At 48.1% G+C, this 19548-nt stretch carries 20 protein-coding genes and 2 tRNA genes; 12 read left to right on the top strand and 10 right to left on the bottom strand.

Translation table 11 applies throughout. The features are described 5' to 3' along the window. Positions 1–56: 56 nt before the first annotated feature. The 4 genes from SYNPCCP_RS17300 (at position 57) to fghA (ending at position 2341) form a co-directional block, all read left to right on the top strand. Positions 57–194 (top strand): hypothetical protein, encoded by a 138-nt coding sequence (locus SYNPCCP_RS17300; protein WP_158299071.1) that lies wholly within the window; start codon positions 57–59, stop codon positions 192–194. Positions 195–291: 97 nt separating this feature from the next. Continuing rightward, a tRNA-Arg gene (locus SYNPCCP_RS03045) sits at positions 292–364 on the top strand. 28 nt (positions 365–392) lie between these two features. Beyond that, complete coding sequence (locus SYNPCCP_RS03040; RefSeq protein WP_010871793.1) at positions 393–1502, top strand: S-(hydroxymethyl)glutathione dehydrogenase/class III alcohol dehydrogenase; 1110 nt, start codon at positions 393–395, stop codon at positions 1500–1502. Positions 1503–1510: 8 nt separating this feature from the next. Then, complete coding sequence (gene fghA / locus SYNPCCP_RS03035; protein WP_010871792.1) at positions 1511–2341, top strand: S-formylglutathione hydrolase; 831 nt, start codon at positions 1511–1513, stop codon at positions 2339–2341. A gap of 66 nt (positions 2342–2407) precedes the next feature. Here the strand turns inward: fghA and SYNPCCP_RS03030 are convergent, their stop codons facing one another. The 4 genes from SYNPCCP_RS03030 to SYNPCCP_RS03015 form a co-directional block, all read right to left on the bottom strand. Beyond that, positions 2408–2746 carry a hypothetical protein gene (locus SYNPCCP_RS03030; protein WP_010871791.1) on the bottom strand — a complete coding sequence of 113 codons (339 nt, stop codon included), beginning with the start codon at positions 2744–2746 and terminating at the stop codon, positions 2408–2410. Between the two features lie 28 nt (positions 2747–2774). Beyond that, complete coding sequence (locus SYNPCCP_RS03025) at positions 2775–3416, bottom strand: PAP/fibrillin family protein (RefSeq protein WP_010871790.1); 642 nt, start codon at positions 3414–3416, stop codon at positions 2775–2777. Between the two features lie 6 nt (positions 3417–3422). Further along, a complete protein-coding gene (locus SYNPCCP_RS03020) occupies positions 3423–3737 on the bottom strand; it encodes a cupin domain-containing protein (RefSeq protein ID WP_010871789.1) in 315 nt (104 codons plus the stop codon). 126 nt (positions 3738–3863) lie between these two features. Further along, on the bottom strand, positions 3864–5153 hold the full coding sequence (locus tag SYNPCCP_RS03015) for an aspartate aminotransferase family protein (protein WP_010871788.1): 1290 nt from the start codon (positions 5151–5153) through the stop codon (positions 3864–3866). Positions 5154–5276: 123 nt separating this feature from the next. Here SYNPCCP_RS03015 and SYNPCCP_RS03010 point away from each other — a divergent pair, with 123 nt between their 5' ends. From SYNPCCP_RS03010 to SYNPCCP_RS03000, 3 genes are all read left to right on the top strand, one after another. After that, positions 5277–6374 carry a TrkA family potassium uptake protein gene (locus tag SYNPCCP_RS03010; RefSeq protein WP_010871787.1) on the top strand — a complete coding sequence of 366 codons (1098 nt, stop codon included), beginning with the start codon at positions 5277–5279 and terminating at the stop codon, positions 6372–6374. Positions 6375–6393: 19 nt separating this feature from the next. Continuing rightward, positions 6394–7116, top strand: a complete 723-nt coding sequence (locus SYNPCCP_RS03005) for an OB-fold-containig protein (RefSeq protein ID WP_020861480.1) — start codon at positions 6394–6396, stop codon at positions 7114–7116. Positions 7117–7201: 85 nt separating this feature from the next. After that, positions 7202–7897, top strand: coding sequence for a Uma2 family endonuclease (locus tag SYNPCCP_RS03000; protein WP_010871785.1), 696 nt, complete (start codon positions 7202–7204; stop codon positions 7895–7897). Positions 7898–7933: 36 nt separating this feature from the next. On the opposite strand, the gene SYNPCCP_RS02995 is transcribed toward SYNPCCP_RS03000, so the two are convergent. Next, positions 7934–8224 (bottom strand): DUF2470 domain-containing protein, encoded by a 291-nt coding sequence (locus tag SYNPCCP_RS02995; protein WP_010871784.1) that lies wholly within the window; start codon positions 8222–8224, stop codon positions 7934–7936. A gap of 142 nt (positions 8225–8366) precedes the next feature. After that, positions 8367–9518 carry an NAD-dependent epimerase/dehydratase family protein gene (locus tag SYNPCCP_RS02990; RefSeq protein ID WP_010871783.1) on the bottom strand — a complete coding sequence of 384 codons (1152 nt, stop codon included), beginning with the start codon at positions 9516–9518 and terminating at the stop codon, positions 8367–8369. Between the two features lie 124 nt (positions 9519–9642). Between SYNPCCP_RS02990 and miaB the strand changes: the two genes are divergently transcribed. Then, positions 9643–10998: a tRNA (N6-isopentenyl adenosine(37)-C2)-methylthiotransferase MiaB gene (miaB, locus tag SYNPCCP_RS02985; protein ID WP_010871782.1), complete on the top strand. Its 1356-nt coding sequence runs from the start codon at positions 9643–9645 to the stop codon at positions 10996–10998. Positions 10999–11081: 83 nt separating this feature from the next. Next, positions 11082–12101: a hypothetical protein gene (locus SYNPCCP_RS02980; RefSeq protein ID WP_020861477.1), complete on the top strand. Its 1020-nt coding sequence runs from the start codon at positions 11082–11084 to the stop codon at positions 12099–12101. A 404-nt stretch (positions 12102–12505) separates the two neighbouring features. On the opposite strand, the gene SYNPCCP_RS02975 is transcribed toward SYNPCCP_RS02980, so the two are convergent. Then, positions 12506–12586 (bottom strand) — tRNA-Leu (locus tag SYNPCCP_RS02975). Positions 12587–12732: 146 nt separating this feature from the next. Continuing rightward, positions 12733–13677, bottom strand: coding sequence for a PhzF family phenazine biosynthesis protein (locus SYNPCCP_RS02970; protein WP_010871780.1), 945 nt, complete (start codon positions 13675–13677; stop codon positions 12733–12735). A gap of 119 nt (positions 13678–13796) precedes the next feature. Between SYNPCCP_RS02970 and SYNPCCP_RS02965 the strand changes: the two genes are divergently transcribed. Further along, a complete protein-coding gene (locus SYNPCCP_RS02965) occupies positions 13797–13994 on the top strand; it encodes a hypothetical protein (RefSeq protein WP_010871779.1) in 198 nt (65 codons plus the stop codon). Between the two features lie 303 nt (positions 13995–14297). Beyond that, positions 14298–15335 (top strand): LysR family transcriptional regulator, encoded by a 1038-nt coding sequence (locus tag SYNPCCP_RS02960; protein ID WP_010871778.1) that lies wholly within the window; start codon positions 14298–14300, stop codon positions 15333–15335. Between the two features lie 50 nt (positions 15336–15385). On the opposite strand, the gene SYNPCCP_RS02955 is transcribed toward SYNPCCP_RS02960, so the two are convergent. Then, entirely contained in the window at positions 15386–16492 is a 1107-nt protein-coding gene (locus SYNPCCP_RS02955; RefSeq protein ID WP_010871777.1) for a hypothetical protein, read from the bottom strand. A gap of 125 nt (positions 16493–16617) precedes the next feature. Beyond that, positions 16618–18318, bottom strand: a complete 1701-nt coding sequence (locus SYNPCCP_RS02950; RefSeq protein ID WP_010871776.1) for an AarF/ABC1/UbiB kinase family protein — start codon at positions 18316–18318, stop codon at positions 16618–16620. A gap of 146 nt (positions 18319–18464) precedes the next feature. On the opposite strand from SYNPCCP_RS02950, the gene SYNPCCP_RS02945 reads away from it, so the two are divergent. After that, positions 18465–19541, top strand: coding sequence for a hypothetical protein (locus SYNPCCP_RS02945; protein ID WP_010871775.1), 1077 nt, complete (start codon positions 18465–18467; stop codon positions 19539–19541). Positions 19542–19548 lie beyond the last annotated feature (7 nt).

Genomic DNA, 19548 nt, shown 5'->3' with positions numbered 1-19548 from the left:
TTTTTCGTGGTATGAACCAAACAATCTACTAATGGTATATTGACCTTTATTGAAAAATGCGCTACGCAAAGGCGAAAGATACAAAAATTCACACCCAAATGACCGTTGCCAAAAAGGAACGGGGTAATGATGTCAGCAAGCCCCCATCTGTTGCTCTTTTGCCCAGTCCCGATGTGCACTGTCAACAGCCGTAGCTGTCAACTATCCTTTCCCTGTCCCCCGGAAATATTCCATTAACACCGAAATCCTAGCCCCAAAAAATATGGGAGAATGGAATTGAGTAGCAAGCCTGGGTGCGTAGCTCAGTGGATAGAGCATCCGCCTTCTAAGCGGACGGTCGCAGGTTCGAATCCTGCCGCACCCGTTATTCCCTTCAACGTTAAGGATCTGCTATGAAATCCCGTGCCGCCGTTGCCTTTGAAGTGGGCAAACCTTTGCAAATTGTGGAAATAGATGTGGCTCCACCCCAGCAAGGCGAAGTTTTGGTCAAGATCACCCATACCGGAGTCTGCCACACGGACGCATTTACCCTCAGCGGCGATGACCCGGAAGGACTTTTTCCCGTTGTGCTGGGCCATGAGGGAGCAGGCATTGTGGTTGAAGTGGGGGAAGGGGTAACCAGTGTTCAACTGGGAGACCACGTTATCCCCCTTTACACTGCTGAATGTGGGAAATGTTTGTTTTGTCGCTCCGGTAAAACCAATCTCTGCGTTGCAGTGCGGGCCACCCAAGGCAAAGGGGTTATGCCCGATGGCACCAGTCGTTTTTCCTACAATGGCCAGTCCCTCTATCACTACATGGGTTGTAGCACCTTTAGCGAATATACCGTTGTTGCCGAAGTTTCCCTCGCCAAAATTAACCCCGAAGCAAACCACGAACACGTTTGTTTACTGGGTTGCGGCGTCACCACAGGCATCGGCGCTGTGCACAATACCGCCAAAGTACAACCAGGAGACTCAGTGGCGGTGTTTGGCCTGGGGGGCATCGGCCTCGCTGTTGTACAGGGAGCTCGTCAGGCCAAAGCTGGTCGCATCATTGCCATCGACACCAACCCCGCCAAATTTGAGCTAGCGAAGCAGATGGGCGCCACTGACTGCATTAATCCCAAAGACCATGACCAACCCATTCAGCAAGTCATAGTGGAAATGACCGGCTGGGGAGTGGACCACTCCTTTGAATGCATCGGCAATGTGGAAGTAATGCGCTCCGCTCTGGAATGTGCCCACCGGGGTTGGGGGCAATCGGTAATCATTGGCGTAGCAGGGGCTGGCCAAGAAATTTCCACCAGACCATTCCAGCTTGTTACCGGCCGCAAATGGATGGGCACCGCTTTTGGCGGTGTGAAAGGTCGTTCCCAATTACCAGGTATGGTGGAACAATCCATGCGGGGGGAGATCCAACTAGCCCCCTTTGTTACCCACACCATGGAACTAAAGGATATCAACCAAGCCTTTGACCTCATGCATGACGGCAAATCGATTCGCAGTGTGATCCACTACTAATACAACCCATGGAACGATTAGAACACCACGCCAGCTTTGGGGGTTGGCAAAGCGTTTATAGCCATCACAGCGCTGTGCTTAATTGCACCATGAACGTTGGCGTTTACCTGCCTCCCCAGGCTACTAACCAACATTGCCCAGTTTTGTACTGGCTGTCTGGCCTCACCTGTACTGAACAAAATGCCATCACTAAATCGGGTCTACAGCAGCACGCAGCAAAGCATGGACTAATTATGGTGACGCCAGACACTAGCCCCCGGGGTGAAGGCGTAACTGATTCTGAAGATTATGACCTCGGTATGGGAGCCGGTTTCTATCTCAACGCCACCCAACCTCCCTGGGCAGCCCACTATCAAATGCATGATTACATTGTGCAAGAGCTGCCTACGTGGATTGAGGCTAATTTTGCCGCCACCGATGCCCGGAGTATTTTTGGCCATTCCATGGGGGGCCATGGGGCCCTAGTCATTGCCCTGCGTAATCCCGGTCGTTATCGCAGTGTTTCCACCTTCTCTCCCATTGTTGCCCCCACTCAAGTTCCCTGGGGACAAAAGGCCTTCCAAGCTTATTTAGGGGATAACCAGTTAAGCTGGCAAGCTTGGGATACCTGTGCTCTGATTAAATCGGCTCCAGAGCGGCTACCATTTTTCGTGGACTATGGCGACGCTGATCCATTCCTCCCTACCCAATTGCGGCCAGAGTTACTCCAAGCGGCCTGCACGGCGGCTAACCATCCCCTCACCCTCCGTATGCAACCGGGCTATGACCATAGCTATTACTTTATTGCTAGTTTCATCGGTGATCACATGGATTGGCATGGAGCGGCGCTGCTAAACTAGTTTCCCCCTAATTTTTCCTGGGGAAACACCCAAAAATATGCCGAAAAATATTGGCAAAGATTAAGGTTACGGCAGGCCAGGAAAACTATCCACGTACTGAATTTTAACGTCGGGAAAGGATTCGACAATTTGAACTTTGGTATCGGGAAAGGAGGTGACAATTTGCCATTGCCCACATTGATTGGGAAAACTTTCCACTAGTTGCACCTTAAGATCGGGAAAAGAACTGACCACCTGCACTGTGAGATCGGGGAAAGAGCCAACTAATTGAATTTTGCCGTAGAGGGGATGGCCATTGAAGCTACAATCGCCAATGTTAATGGTTTCTTCCGCTCCCACACCACGATTAATAAAGAGGGAAAACAAACAGTTACAAACTAATATTATTCCCAACTTATTTTTCATGAGCTTCTGCTCTCAATCATAGTTAATTCTATGGGGTAACTTCAGACACTTTTGACAACACAAATAGACTACCTTCGCCACCTCTACCGATTCTCAAATCATCATCAAGGTAGGTGATTTCTAAGAAAGGAATTCTTCCCTCTGGCGATCGGGCAGGTACAACTTTGGCTGGGTCTAACTTGGGGGTGGGGACACCCATTAATTTTTGAATGGAAATCATTCTTTCTAAAAATTCCACATTGATGCGCTTATCCGGTAGCACTGTCCCAGCCGGTTTGGCAATTTCAAACTTTGCTGTTACTTTGACATAACCTTTTGCTAGCCCCAGGGGATGGTAAACAAAAGCTTGATTTAGAAACGATTGATTGGGGACGTTAATGATTTGATAAATACGGCCAACTTTCAGCCCCAGGGGCAACTTATCTAGGGATCTAATTTCCCTGGCAGTGGAGTAATTTAACCACCAATTGCCATCTAATAATTGGGGTGAGTATAACAGTGGGGATAGGTTAGGATTTAAGGCTTCGATCGCCGTCACTAGGGATTCAATTTGTTGGCAGGTGGTGGCAGATAAAGTACGATTGGTGAGGGGAGCGCCCCGCTTTGCTGTTTGTAGCGGTTGAATTAAGGTTGATAGTTTTTGCTTTAAAGTTTGACGCTCTAGGGACATAGGGATTTAACTAAAATGTAAAGCTAGCCAAATGCAAGGGGGTTCATGAGTGGTAAATGTTACCCGATGTTTTTGCCGAGCCGGAATGAGCAGATAATCCCCTTGACCAAGGCTAATCACTGCACCGGTATCGTAGGTTATTTCTGCTTTTCCCTGCAACAATACTACCCATTCTGGACGGTCTTGGTCATACCATTCCCCTGGCGGAGTTATCTGCCCAGTGGAAATAATTCGTTCTAAAGTAATATTTTTATTTTCCAGCAGCAGGTCAAATTGCTCTTGATCCGGTAGGCGATCGGGCAATTGCCAAAGGTTTTTCATGGCGTGGCAAGGAGAAAAAATTTCAGCAAGTCAACTAGGCCAATGGTTTGATTTCCCAGTAACAAACCGCCCCAGACTGCGATTTAAAAACTAGGACGGTGTGATATTTATTCAATAATTAACTGATCAAACCAAAGTGGCGATCGCCTGACGGAGAATTTCCACTGCCTGGGCAATTTCTGCTTCCGTCACCACTAGGGGGGGCACAAACCGTAACACTTTGGGACCAGCGGGGGCCAGGAGTAAACCCTGTTCCATGGCGGCTTTGACAATTTCAACGGAGGTGAGGGAACTTTCGGCGCTAATTTCCAGACCGTTGATTAAGCCCCAACCCCGGACTTCGGTAAAGAGTGTGGGATATTGATTTTTAATTTCCGCCAAACCACTCCGTAGCTGTTCCCCCCGGGCCTGGACATTGTCCAACAGGCGATCGCCTTCAATGGTTTTTAAGACCGCTAGCCCAGCGGCACAGGCCAGGGGATTACCACCAAAGGTACTGGCATGGTTGCCCGGCTCAAATACGTCACAGAATTTTTTGCACATCATCGCCCCAATGGGAACGCCCCCGGCCAGACCCTTGGCACTGGTGAAAATGTCTGGCTCCACCCCTAGATGTTCGTAGCCCCACAACTTGCCAGTGCGTCCTACCCCCACTTGCACTTCGTCAAAGACCAACAAAATATCGTTTTGGTCACAGATCTCCCGCACCCGTTTGAAATAGGCCAAATCCCCAGGGCGGACTCCCCCCTCCCCTTGGAGAGGTTCGAGGAAAATGGCTGCCACTCGACTATTACCTTCATCTAAATCAGCCACTTTATTTTCCAAAGAGCGAATATCGTTATAGGGTACGTAGTCAAAGCCGGGCACCAGAGGGTCAAAATATTGCTGATATTTAGGCTGGCCCGTGGCGGTGATGGTGGCTAGGGTACGGCCGTGGAAACTAGCTTTGGCGGTGAGAATAACGGGCTGTTCGAGGAAATCCAGGACAGTGTGGGCATATTTTCGCACTAATTTAATCGCCGCTTCATTGGCCTCTGCCCCAGAGTTGCAAAAGAAAACCCGGTCCGCACAGGAATGCTCCACAATCCATTTAGCCAACTCCCCTTGTTCGGGAATATAGTACAAGTTTGAGACGTGGTGGAGCTTTTGAATTTGGTCAGAAACCGCCCTAACCAAGGCCGGATGGGCGTGGCCAAGGGTACAGGTGGCAATGCCAGCGACAAAATCAAGATAACTCTTGCCCTCGGTATCCCATAAAGTACTGCCCTGACCCCTGGCGATCGCAATGGGAAATCGCCCATAGGTGTTCATCACATAGGTATCAAAATCTGCGGTTTTAAACTCGGCGGCAGGGGATAGGTCGGTTACGGCAAAAGCTTGGGCTTCGACGGATTCAACAACAGGGGAATAGGTCACGGGGGGCTCCTAACGCGTTAGACTGGCCAAATTTGGATATGGTCTGCAGGGGTAGGGTCACCCCTCTGAAATAATTGTCTCCTGATCTTAAATCGACTGACCTGTTTTAAGTGAGGTTTTAGGATGGGATTGGGATCATCAAGTCAGGAAAACCTGTTAAATCTCATCGATCGCCAGGGGCGCAGGTTAAGACAGGAATTAATGGCTGGGGCCATTACCCTAGCGGGCCTATTTGTGGTCGGTACGGCCTGGTACAGATACGTGGAAGACTGGACTTGGTTAGATGCCTTCTACATGACCACCATTACCCTAGCCACCGTTGGCTTTGGGGAAACCCATCCCCTCAGTCCGGCATCCCGTTTATTTACCATTTTGCTGATTTTGATGGGCTTGTTGACCATCGGCTACATGGTAAATCGTTTCACCGAAGCCTTTATCCAAGGATACTTTCAAGATAGTTTACGCCGGCGGCAGGAGCAAAAGGTGATTGAGCGATTAGCGGACCATTATATTCTTTGTGGCTATGGACGCACAGGGCAACAAATTGCCTTTGAGTTTGCCGTAGAAAATATTCCCTTTGTGGTGATTGACGCTTCCCCAGAGGTTATTATCCAGGCAAAGCTGAGGGACTATGCTGTCCTCCAGGGAGATGCCACCCTGGACGAAATCCTCCTGGCAGCCCACATTGAACGGGCTATTTGTATTGTTTCTGCCCTTTCCTCCGACGCAGAAAATTTATATACGGTGCTTTCTGCTAAAACCCTCAATCCGAAAATTCGGGCGATCGCCAGGGCCAGTTCCGAAGAAGCGGTGCAAAAACTGAAACGGGCCGGGGCTGATGAAGTGGTTTCTCCTTACATTACCGGGGGTAAACGGCTAGCGGCGGCGGCATTGCGACCCCAGGTGGTGAGTTTTGTTGATGGTATTCTCACCGGAGCGGACCGTTCCTTCTATATGGAAGAATTTCGCATTGGGGCCGAAGACTGTCCCTACATTGGCCAAACCTTGCGGGAGGCCCAACTCCGGGCCCAATCAGGAGCATTAATTCTGGCCATTCGTCGCCAAGATCGTAAATTAATTGTGGGCCCCATGGGGGACACCCATTTACTAGACGCTGATTCTCTCATTTGCCTAGGCACAGTAGAACAACTTCGTGCCCTCAACCAACTTCTTTGTCCCCTCAATCCAGCACGGGTACGTCTGCCAAAAAACCATCGTTAGTATAAGGAATACCGTCATTATGCTTTTCCACTTAGCTAATTTGACCTACTGGTTACTGCTGGGGTTGGGAATACTCTGCCTAGGATTGATGATAATTTCTGGGGATGGGGATGAAGATTTGGATGTGGAAATGTCCCTAGAAGCGAGCTCCGATGTGGACATCACCCATTTAGACGTGGAGCTTGACCAGGGGGGAGACATGGAAGAGGGGGAAGCCGTGCCCATGGCCCTGCAAGTACTCTCCTTTTTCGGTTTGGGTAAAGTTCCGTTGATGATTCTCCTCGGTATAGATTTTAGTCTCTGGGGAGTAATCGGCTGGATATTGAATGTGACTGTAGCTACGGTGACGGGGACTATGCCTAGGGAACTAATGGGTTGGGCTGGGATAATTTTCCTGGTTTCCCTGGCCATCAGTCTTTGGCTTGGTCGCCTTGCTTCCCGTCCGATCGCCCATTTATTTAAGACCTTTAGCCAGGATGTCAGCACAGAACGGGTCATTGGTTGCACGGGCACTGTCACCTCGAAAAAGTTGCCCTACCTAGCCAATGGCACCATCGGCCAAGCCCATGTTTATGACAATGCGGGAAATCTAATCACCATCAGCGTTAGCCTACCGGATTGGGCCACCGTCATTCCCCACCATAATCAGGAAATTTTGATCATTGACCAGTCCCCCAAGGGTTATGGCTACCTGGCGATCGCCAAGGACAGTTCCGACGAGGATAAATGGTTAAAGTCTTAAAGACCCAAACTTTTCAGTGTTGGTCAAAGTCCCACCCATGCGAGGCATTGTCTAGACTGGAGAAAAAATTGCGAGGATTAACCCCATGACCGTAGCCCTCGACCGAGAAATCATTTACCCCGACAGCGATGGACAGCCCATGGCCGACAACACAGAACAATTTGAATGGATTGTCCTCCTGAAAGAAAATTTGGAATGCCTCTTCGCCCACAACCCAGACGTATTTGTCGGGGGAGACCTGTTGTGGTATCCCGTGGAAGGGCATCCAGAAATTCGCGTGGCACCGGACGTAATGGTGGCTTTGGGCAGACCCAAGGGAAAACGGGGTTCCTACCGCCAGTGGCAGGAAAATAACCAAGCGCCCCAAGTGGTGTTTGAAATTTTATCCCCTGGCAACACCCTCAAGGAAATGACCAAAAAGTTGAAGTTCTATGACCATCACGGCGTAGAAGAGTACTATGTTTATGATCCAGATGACAATGAGCTAACTGGGTTGCAACGAATTGGCGGAGAGTTGACCATCATCGAGGAGATGGCCCATTGGGTTAGTCCTTTGTTGGGCATAAAATTTGAGCTGAGCGCTGAGACTTTGCGGGTTTATTATCCTGACGGGCGACCTTTTCTCTCCACCGTGGCATTAGCAACCCAGGCTGAACAAGCATCCCAACGGGCCAACGAAGAGGCTCAACGGGCTGAGCGGGAAAAACTCCGGGCCGAATTAGCGGAAGCAGAAAACGATCGCCTCAAGGCATTGTTAGCGGAGGCCGGCATTGACGTTTAACGGTTGTCCAGGTAGCGGCAGAATCCATGGAGCAAATTAGCTATTTTTACCAACACTCCGGGCCTGCTTAGCCATGGCAATCAATACTTGGTGGGCATCTTCAGAATCCTTCAGGGGTTGCTCGAATTCAATGCGGATAGTTTTTGAGCCACCCTCACTTTCCACCACTAAATCCATACCCGTGGGATCGATGGCCTGCATCTGGGCCATGGTTACATCGGTTTGTTGACCAAAAACCTGGGCATAAAGGGCGATCGCCGAGGCATGGTCTTCGTTCATGTGTTTACAAATGCGGTCACTGATAGCAGGGGTGAGGGGATCAGCCATAATTTTTGCCAATGAAAAATAAAAAATCTAAAAATTAACCAGAATTCCGTCTAGAGCAATGTGGGTTAAGAAAAACTCTTCCCCACCAGAATTGGAAAAAGAAAACCCCCACCAAACTAGTGAGGGTAACCTTCATCAGAACCTAGCCGCGCCAGGTAACTTTCGGCAGAATGTGTTTTTGATCCACCCGGTCTTTGTACTTGGTGGCAAAGTTCAACAGGGAATCGAGCAAAGAATCAGACAAGAAGTGGGGTTGGAGTCCCAAATCCAGCAGATTGGTATTGACGGCGTTGAAATAGTGTTCTTCCAACTCAACCCGGGGATTTTCCAAGTGGTCAATTTCCACTTTTAGACCGAGATCCGCGCCCGCTTTTTGCACCATTTGGGCCAAGTCACCAACGCTGAACAGTTCCGTATATTGGTTAAACACCCGGAATTGACCTTTATCGGCCGGGTTGGCGATCGCCAGTTCAATACAGCGCACCGTATCCCGAATATCCAGCAAACCACGGGTTTGTCCACCTTTACCGTACACTGTCAGGGGATGGCCAATGGCCGCCTGAATACAAAAACGATTCAGAGCCGTACCAAATACACCGTCATAATCAAGACGGTTGATCAGCATTTCATCCATGCCGGTTTCTTCGGTGAGTACCCCGTAAACAATGCCCTGGTTTAAATCCGTGGCCCGCAGACCCCAGATTTTGCAAGCGAAGTGGATGTTATGGCTATCGTGAACCTTACTGAGGTGATAGAAACTACCGGGTTGTTTGGGGTAGGGTAGGGTGTCTTTACGACCTTTATGCTCAATGGTGATGTACCCTTCTTCGATGTCAATGTTGGGCGTACCGTATTCCCCCATGGTGCCTAGTTTCACCAAATGACAATCGGGGAAATCTTCCTTCAGTGCATAGAGCAGATTCAAGTTGCCCAATACGTTATTGGCCTGGGTCAGCACCGCATGTTCCCGGTCAATCATGGAAAAAGGCGCTGACCGTTGCTCCCCAAAATGCACCACCGCATCGGGCTGGAACTGACGGAGGGCGTTGGTCAAAAAGGGATAGTCGTTAATATCGCCAATGAACAGGTCGATCTTTTTGCCGGTCAACTCATACCAACGATCAAGGCGTTGCCGGATGGGGGCGATGGGAGTCAAGGTTTCAGCCCCCAACTGGGCGTCCCAATAGCGCCGCACCAAACTGTCTAAAATACCGACTTCATAGCCTTTGTTAGAGAGATACAGTGCCGTGGCCCAACCACAGTAACCATCACCGCCAATAACCAGAGCTCTCATATTAAATCCGAGTAAATGTCTATCACTGATATCTGTCCAATTTATCAGGTTGGGGGACAGCCGGGGGTCAAGACGGGGAACTATAATCAGACATTGTGCTGTTCATTGCTTCGCCCTATTTCCCATGAATGTTTCCCACCGTCGCTACCACATTATTACCTTTGGCTGCCAGATGAATAAGGCGGACTCGGAAAGGATGGCCGGCATTCTGGAAAATTTGGGCATGACCTACACCGATGACCCCAACCAGGCGGATTTAGTCCTCTACAATACCTGTTCTATTCGGGACAACGCTGAGCAAAAAGTCTACTCATACCTTGGTCGTCAAGCCAAAAGGAAACAAGTAGAACCGGAATTAACTCTGGTGGTGGCGGGCTGTGTGGCCCAACAGGAAGGGGAGCAATTATTGCGCCGGGTGCCAGAGTTGGACCTGGTGATGGGGCCTCAACATGCGAATCGGCTAGATCAGTTACTAGAACAGGTGTGGGCTGGTAGTCAGGTGGTGGCGACGGAGAGTCTGCACATTATGGAAGACATCACCAAACCCCGGCGGGAAAGCACCGTCAGTGCCTGGGTGAATATTATCTACGGTTGTAATGAACGTTGTAGTTATTGTGTGGTGCCCAATGTGCGGGGGGTAGAACAATCCCGTACTCCAGAAGCCATTTATGGAGAAATGGAAGTCCTGGCCCAACAAGGATTTAAAGAGGTCACACTACTGGGGCAAAACATTGATGCCTACGGCCGGGATCTACCAGGCACCACTCCATCGGGTCGCCATCTCCATACCCTGACGGATTTGCTCTACCACGTCCATGATATTGAGGGGATTGATCGCCTGCGGTTTGCCACTAGCCATCCCCGTTATTTCACCGAACGGTTAATTCAAGCCTGCCAAGAATTGCCCAAGGTTTGTGAACATTTCCATATTCCTTTCCAATCGGGGGATAACGACATTCTTAAAGCAATGAAACGGGGCTACACCAGGGAAAAATATTTACAGATCATTGAAAAAATCCGTCGCTATATGCCCGATGCGGCCATCAGTGCCGATGTGATTGTTGGTTTCCCAGGGGAAACGGAAGCCCAGTTTGAAAATACCCTCAACCTAATTGAAGAGGTTGGTTTTGACCTACTCAACACCGCTGCCTATTCTCCCCGTCCCGGCACCCCCGCGGCCTTCTGGGACAATCAACTTTCCGAAGAAGTCAAAGGCGATCGCCTGCAAAGATTAAATCATCTAGTTTCCACCCAGGCCATGGAACGCTCCCAACGTTACCTCGGTCGGGTGGAAGAAGTGCTGGTGGAAGGGGAAAACCTTAAGAGCCCAGGGCAGGTGATGGGACGCACCAGGGGCAACCGCTTAACTTTTTTCCAAGGAGAGATTAGCGAACTATTGGGTAAAACAGTGCCGGTAAAAATTACCGAAGCCCGGGCCTTTAGCCTCACCGGGGAAGCTTTAAGTTTAGTTACTGCCTAGGCAAAAAAGTTATGGCCCCGAAAAATTCCTGCCACAATGGAGATTGGAAAAATCAACGGTCTAATTTGGGGGAGATGATAGTCATGGCTCCATATCAGAGTTTTCACATTGGTCTGCTGGGGTTGGCCCTAGCCTCGGTTTGGCCCCTATCTGCTTGTGCCATTACTCCCTCCTTCCCTCCAGCAGTAGAGCAGAATCAACAGGTGAATGGCGATCGCCAAGAAGTGCAACTGGCTCAAAACTCAGACACATATACTTTTGAGACCTTTGATCCTAATAGCGACGAACCAAAATTAAACGGAAAAGTAGAAAAAGGCGATGTGAGTGCCAGCATCAGCTATCGCCAAGAAAAACATGATGGCTATGAAAGTTGGTTTCCCACCGTCACCGTTAAATTTAAAAACAAAATTGTAGCCACTCTAGAAGGGTCAGAGTCCCCCATGCCCATCGCTTTGCTGCAGATTACTGATATGGATCGGGATAATCCTTATCCAGCAGTGCTTTTTGCTACCTATACCGGCGGTGCCCATTGTTGCAACGAGGTCAAAGTCTTTACCAGTAATCAAAATGGGAGTGATTGGTCTGTACGGGACTTCGGCTTTTTTAATGGTGGCCCCCATCCGGCGGAAGATCTAAATAATGATGGTTGGGATGAGTATGTAGAGGTAGATAATCGTTTCCTTTATCTCTTTTCCTCCTATGCCGGTAGTGCGGCCCCAGCCCAGATTTGGGCTCTGCAAAATGGTCAAGTAGTGGATGTGTCCTTTGAGCCTAGCTTCCAATTTATCCATCGAGAAAATGCTCAATCTATGGAAAAAGATCTGCCAGAAATTGTAGCCCAGGATTCGGAAAAGAACGGTTTTCTCGCCGCCTATGTCGCTAATAAAGCCCTAATTGGTGAATTGGATGAGGGCTGGCAGACCATGCTCAAATATTACGACCGGGAGTCTGATTGGGGGCTAACTAATTGTTTGGAATATGATGACCAAAGTAACTGTTTAAACGAGGTTAAATACGACTCCTATCCCGATGCTCTGAGGGCTTTTTTGGTAGAAGCTGGCTATATCGAGGCGAAATTTGAGGCTGAAAATAACACTCTTTAATTATCGTAATTTTCACAGAAGTATTGCTCTTTTATCATTGTAGGTTGCAGGGTAAAATAATTGGGACAAAAATAAGGTCTTCTAAAGACATTAATACCTTCTTAAATTTGTTAAATAAACAATGAAAGCTTCTTAATAACTGGGGGGTATAAATTACCGCCATTCAGGGCTTTGGTAAATTGAAGTAGCATAACGGCTGAATTATTAACCTCATGTTGTTAAGATTGCACTGAACGTCACTTAGTTTTTAAAGCCTGTTTCAGGATGGACGACTATTTATATTTCCCCGAGATTCTAAGGATCAAGTCACGAATCATTAGCTTCAGCACAAACCGCTTCGCCCGTACTAGAGATCTTAAAGAAAGCCGTCTTGGCTAAGAACAATAGAAGTTTTGTTCCCTTAATGCGGACGGGGAGACTCGAACTCCCACGCCAAAGACACTAGAACCTAAATCTAGCGCGTCTACCAATTCCGCCACGTCCGCGTCCGACCAACCATCCTATCACAATCCCCTCAATTTTTCCTCGTTGTGTACACAAGCAATGGTCAAATCCCATTTTCACCGCAGTTTGGGGTCGGGGAAGAAGAAAAATTTCTGCCCCCAGGGGGTGATAATTCTGCAATTTGTTTCTAATTCCCCAGGTTCATGAAGCCCTCCGAGACTAAAACGGATCGCCCGGCCACTTTCACTGCCCTAATCCCCTGACCGTCTTTTACCACAGTTAACTGTAATTGGCTGGGCCTTCCCAAGGCTTTGCCCTGTTCAATTTGCCAATGGTGTGAGCCTGGAGTGTCTAGGCGATCGTCTAAATAACCTCCCAATGCCGCTACCCCGGAGCCAGTGGCCGGATCTTCCGCAATGCCCAAACCAGGGGCAAACATCCGCCCATGGATCAACTTGTTATCGGACAAACCCAGTGAAGGATCTCCTGGGGCCAGGCAGTAAACGCAATCGGCCCATTGACCCGCCAAGAGATTTTGCCAAACCGATGGATTAAAACTAATCCGATTTAACGCCTCCTCATTTATCAGTGGAATAAATAAAAAGGGCAATCCACAGGAATAGGCTTGGGGTTCATATTCTCCTTGCTGTAGCTGATCAATGGATAATCCCAAAAGCAAGGCCAAATCTTCACAAGATGGGGCAGAATCCTTGGTTTGGGGAAGCTGGGCCACGGTTAATTCTGTTTGCACCAGTTGTCCTTGCTTGTAGTGGAGGGTAACGGGCACTAGGCCCACCGGCTCTTCCAACTGCCAAGTGGTGGTAACTAAAGGGCTGGGGGGCTGGAGCAAACCCAACAGATAGGTGGTCCCAATGGTGGGATGCCCTGCAAAATCCAATTCCCTTTTGGGGGTAAAAATTCTTAGGCGAAAATTCCCCGTTTCCGTCACTGGGGGCAAAACAAACACCGTTTCGGAATAATTGATTTCCGCTGCAATTTTTTGCATTTGTCCATCGGTCAAACCCTCAGCATCGGGAAAAACCGCCAGGGGATTACCGCCAAAAAGTTGGTCAGTGAACACGTCAAGGGTATAGAAGCCATAGCGCATAGGTCTAACTGGGGAATTGAACACAGGGAAGAAGGGGATGTAAATTTTTGTTTCTGTATAAAATGTTACAGAATTTGTGCTATAAATATTAAAGAGGGTAATTAACCAAAACTTTTTTCAGCAATCGTCAAGAGGTATTAACTATGTCTACTCAACAACAGGCTCGCGCTCTCATGATGCGCCACCACCAATTCATCAAAAACCGTCAACAATCCATGTTGTCCCGCGCTGCCGCTGAGATTGGCGTGGAAGCAGAAAAGGATTTTTGGACCACTGTGCAGGGCAAACCTCAATCCAGTTTCCGCACAACCTATGACCGCAGTAATGCTTCCCTGAGCTAGTTTCACTTTGACCAGGGTGTTTAATGCTGAAGGCTTTAGCGCCCAGCTGGGGTCGGCGGAGTAGCAAAAATAAGCTAATAACCACCATTTGGTGGATTTTGCAAAGGGAGGGAGTGAATCAACTGCCCTCTTTTTTGCGTCGACCATAGTAGATTAACTTTTTTTTAAGCGGGATCAGTCCTGATATTAACTAGGTTCCCATTAACGAATTAGACCCTGGGCGATACCGTTGCAAAGGCTCTAATTGTGGTACTGTCAGTGCAATAGGGCTGTCCCTGTCTTGTTCATCGTTTGGCTGGATCTATGTCGGATATCCCGTTCACGCTGGATCAACTTCGCATCCTCAAGGCGATCGCCTCGGAAGGCAGTTTTAAACGGGCGGCAGACACATTGTACGTTTCCCAACCGGCGGTTAGTTTGCAGGTGCAAAACCTGGAAAAACAGTTGAGTGTGCCCCTATTCGACCGGGGAGGACGCAAGGCCCAGTTGACGGAGGCAGGGCATTTGCTCCTCAATTACGGCGAAAAGATTATTACCCTCTGCCAAGAAACCTGTCGGGCGATCGAAGATTTACAGAATTTACAAGGAGGCACCCTGATTGTGGGGGCTTCCCAAACTACGGGCACCTACCTCCTACCTCGGATGATCGGCATGTTCCGGCAGCAATATCCTGACGTAACGGTGCAATTACAGGTCCATTCCACCCGTAGGACAGCTTGGGGCGTGGCCAATGGCCAGGTGGATTTGGCCATTATCGGCGGCGAAGTACCGGCGGAGTTGCAGGAAACTCTGACCGTGTTGCCCTACGCTGAAGACGAATTGGCCTTGATTTTGCCGGTGCTCCATCCCCTAGCCCAGGCAGAGACTATCCAAAAAGAAGATTTATACAAGCTCAAGTTTATTAGCCTCGATTCCCAGTCCACCATCCGCAAAGTGATTGATAAGGTGTTGAGCCAGGGGGAAATTGATACCAAGCGTCTCAAAATTGAAATGGAACTTAACTCCATTGAGGCGATTAAAAATGCGGTGCAGTCTGGTTTGGGGGCGGCCTTTGTCTCCACCACGGCAATCGAAAAGGAATTGGAGATGAATGTGCTCCATATCGCTCCGATTAAAAATGTGGAAATTCGCCGGGTTCTTTCCGTCATCATTAACCCTAACCGTTACCGTTCTAAGGCTTCCGCCGCTTTCATTCGGGAAGTATTGCCCCAATTTTCTACCCATCCCGATGCCCTCGACCCGGAAAGGTTATTCGCTAATCCCTACAGCTCCAATAACGGCGATCGCCAAGGGGATGGCAAGGACGGCAAAGGGAGCATTGAAATCGACTCGGTTACTTAAACAGACCAATTTAAGACAAGTTGGACATTCAAGTTTAATCGGAAAACAACTTAAACTCCGCTCATGGCATTGTGCTTTTGCCGGTAACCGAGGAGCAAATCATCAATTTCCATTTGGTGAATTTGGAAAACTTCATTGTGAATTACAGCTAAACACTTGCTTAGTTGATCCTGGGTTAAGGATTCATCCAACAATTGATTAAAGAGCTTAAAGAAGGATATTTTACCTTTTTCCATGGAACGCTTCTTAGCATCCCCCGTGGCAGTAAAGAGAAAATGGTAGGGAAAACTAACTCTGGCATTGGGTTCCGAACAAAAGAAAGCTAACATAATCACAAATAGGGGAATTACCACTGTTCGTTTTTCCACTTTTTCCTTTAGTAATAATTTAGCTAACACTTTACGGTAGCCAATTTCTCCGTAGTCAAAGGTAAACATCTCCCGGAAAGGATACTCCTGGTGTTTATTAACTAAATTGAGGCTAACCCCGGTCTCATCTAGGGCATGGACTAAAGCCTGCCATTTGTCGTAGGTCAAATTATCCAGACTATAATTGAGGTCACAAAAGTTGATCACATCAGTCAAAATTTTCTCAAATTGAGGCGGCAGTTCAATATTATCAAACTGATGCATATCATCCGGAACTGGGGGAATGAAGTAACGAATTAGTAGCAGTTGATGGATAGCGGGGTTAAAAATTTCTAAAAATTTGTCCAGGTTATCAGCGTAATCCTTGAAAGATACAATCGATTTTTTGCGAATGTCCTTAATCGCAACTAATAGATGTCCCGGCTGAAGGTTAAAAGATTCTCGATAAAGTTTTTGTCCCAGATTTTGGCGATGGATTTCCAAACATTCTTGTACCCTTTGCTCAATCAAACGCTGGGGATTTTGATAATACTCCCGGGGCACTACCACCTTATGAAGATCAACAATGTGTAGAGGAGTTAGTATGCCCTTCTGGAGACGAAGATTAATGACAGACTTACCAAATTCATCAATGACAAACTGTTTGCACTGACGACGGAGAAGCTTTTGCTCTTCAATGGGCACCCTTGGCACACCAGGCAAGGTAGATTTGGCATTCTGTTCCTCGGGGGCCGGAGCCTCTGGGGTAGCATCAATATTGTTCTTCTTTTGAAAAATCTTGAGAAACATATCAACTCTTCCCTAGGACAGATGAAAGTAAGGCTATTATGATAGCTTAAAAAGCCGCCGACGTTTTGTAACATCAAGCGTTATGATTGCTTAAACTCTATTCATCCGCCAACAAGCAGGAAAAATTATCGTTGCGGCAGAATGGTGCTCACGCCGGCCAGGGAAAATTCCCGCACTGCATTCCAGGCGACATTGACCAGTTCCTGGGGCTTAAAGTCATCTTTTACCAAACCCCAAATCCGTTGTACTTCATCGGTATGGAGGCGATCATCTTCCGTTAAAGCTAGTAAAATTTGCCGCCGTAAATATAGACCTTCCTCGGAAAAAAGGAATTGCAAACCTAATTGGGCAGTGGGCAGAAGATCGAATTTGGTGTCCGAACGGGCAATGCTGAGCATATTTTCCAACCGTTGCCATTGGAATTTGCCATTTTTAAACAGCACATCAATGAGTTGACGACGTAGTTGGGGTGATTCTCCGGTTAATAAACGCCGGGCCACGTAGGGATAGGCCACTTCAACAATTTTAAAATTAGGATCTAAGCTTAAAGCTAATCCTTCCTGGGTGACCAAAGAACGAATAATCAAGGCAAATTTGGCCGGAACCCGGAAAGGGTAATCGTACATCAACTCAGAAAAATCGTCGGTGATGGTTTTAAAGTTAAAGTCTTGGACACTTTGACCAATGGCGCTACCAAAAACATTTTCTAGGGCAGGAATGATGGGGGTAATGTCCGTGTTGGGGGCAAGAAAACCGAGGGCAATAAAGTCTTCTGTGAGGGCCAGGTAATCCTTGTTAATTAGCTGGACAATGGAGCTGGCAATGGTTTCTTTTGTCCCTGGCTCCAGTTGATCCATCATGCCGAAGTCGATATAGGCCATGCGACCATCTAGGGTAGCAAAAAGATTTCCGGGATGGGGATCGGCGTGGAAAAAACCATGTTCCAACAGTTGTCTTAAACCCGAAGTAACCCCAATCCGAATAATATCACTGGGGTCGAGGCCCGCCGCCCGAATTTTATCTGTATCAGTTAATTTAAAACCTTGAATCCATTCGAGGGTGAGAACTTTTTGATTACTGTATTGCCAATAAATGCAAGGGACTTTGACTTCCGCATCCCCATGGAAATTTTCCGCAAATTTTTCAGCGTTGCGACCTTCGTTCAAATAATCAATTTCTTCAAACAGTTTAATACCAAATTCATCCACAATTAAGGTTAAGTCATGACCTAAATTTAAAGGTAAAAAGCGCCCGAATTTCTGTGCTCCCAACCGCATCAAATATAAATCTAGACTCAGCCTTGGTCTTAAATTGGGCCGTTGTACTTTTACTGCCACTTCTTCACCACTAAATAGCATCGCTCGGTACACTTGCCCCAAACTAGCCGCGGCCACGGGATGGGCAGAAATTTCCCGGTAGGCTTCGTCTACTTTCATGCCCAGTTGCTCTTCCATTAGCTGGAAAGCCAAGTCGTTATCGAACGGGGGTAATTGATCCTGGAGTTTGATTAATTCTTCTAAAAAATCTCGCCGCACCAGATCCGGTCGGGTGGAGAGAGCCTGGCCGACTTTAATAAAAGTGGGGCCCAGTTTGGTCAACAATTCCCGTAAATCCTCCGCCCGTTGCCGTTTGTAGTATTCCACTTGACCAGTCCACTGATCCCAGAGCAAACAGGTGAGGAAAAAACCAAAGGACCAAACTACTTCCAAGGCCCGCCATAGCACTTTCCAGGGACGACGACGGTAATAGTTGGCGATCGCCTGGGCATTGTAGCGACGAATATTATCCAATTCAGATTGGGGTGGCAGGGGTTTGGGGTTAGGCACGGTGCTAGCGGGGGATTTATGGACTTTTGACTAGAATTTTTAACTACCTAAAACTTAAAGAAATGTAAAAACCGCGACATTTTTCTTAATGTTAGCATTGCTGACCCCGGCAGTAAGCTTAGGGGATCGACCTATGTAAAGACAAAATGATCAATCGTCAGGACCTCAAGCAGTTACAGTCCTTAACTCCTGTTCCCGCCCTCTCCATTCTGCTGCCCACCCACCGCACTTCCCCGGGCAATAAACAAGACCCCATTGTGGTTAAGAATTTGGTTAGTGAAGCTAAAACTCGATTGGGGGAAGAGTATTCCCAGCGGGAATTGGAGCCTCTGCTAAAGAATTTAGACAACTTGGTGGAGACTATTGATTACAGTTATGGTCTTTGTGGTTTGGCTTTGTATGTGAGCCACGATTTTGCCAAATTGTACTATTTACCATTTCCTGTTCAAGCTCGAGTTGTGATCGATAAAACCTTCGCCACCAGGGATTTGGTCTATGGTTTGCATCGGCAATTGCAATATTGGGTACTGTTATTGAGCCGAGGATCAAGTCGTTTACTGGCCGGTACTGGGGATATTTTGGAGGAAGTGGAAGATGATTACTTCACCTTGGCCATGACGGGACCTGGGGGAACAGAAGCGTTACCAGCGGACACTGATTCCAGTTATCGAGACGATCGCCAGCGTCGTTTTATCCAGGAAGTGGACCGGGCTTTTAGTACCTATAACGAAGGGGAAAATTTACCGTTAGTGGTGGGCGGTGTGGATCGTTTAGTGTCCTTTTTCCAAGAAGTGTCCCAGCATTCAGCGGCGATCGCCGGTACGTTACTGGGGAATTTTGACCGGGCCAGCATCAGCGAACTTACCCCCCAGGTGTGGGAGATTATGCAAACGGTCAGGGAAGCTAAACAAAATCAAGCCTTAACCTCCTTGGATGAAGCAGTTAGTGCGCAAAAATTTGTTTCCACCGTGGGGGAAGCCTGGCGTTTAGCCCAGGAAGGTCGAGGTAAATTGCTGGTGGTGGAGAAAAGCTACCATGAGCCTGCCATTATCTCCACTAACGGAGGCATTGAATTGGTGGCGGAACCCGGTGGCACGGAAGTCATCGACGACGCAGTGGACGAAATCATCGAAGTGGTGTTAGCCAATGGTGGGGAAGTGGCTTTAGTCGAAGATGGCACCCTCTCTCAACATCAACGTATTGCCTTGGTTTTACGCTACTGAGGCCATT

The organism is Synechocystis sp. PCC 6803 substr. PCC-P (assembly GCF_000284455.1).
Lineage (GTDB): Bacteria > Cyanobacteriota > Cyanobacteriia > Cyanobacteriales > Microcystaceae > Synechocystis.
This window is presented reverse-complemented; position numbering and strand designations above follow the sequence as displayed.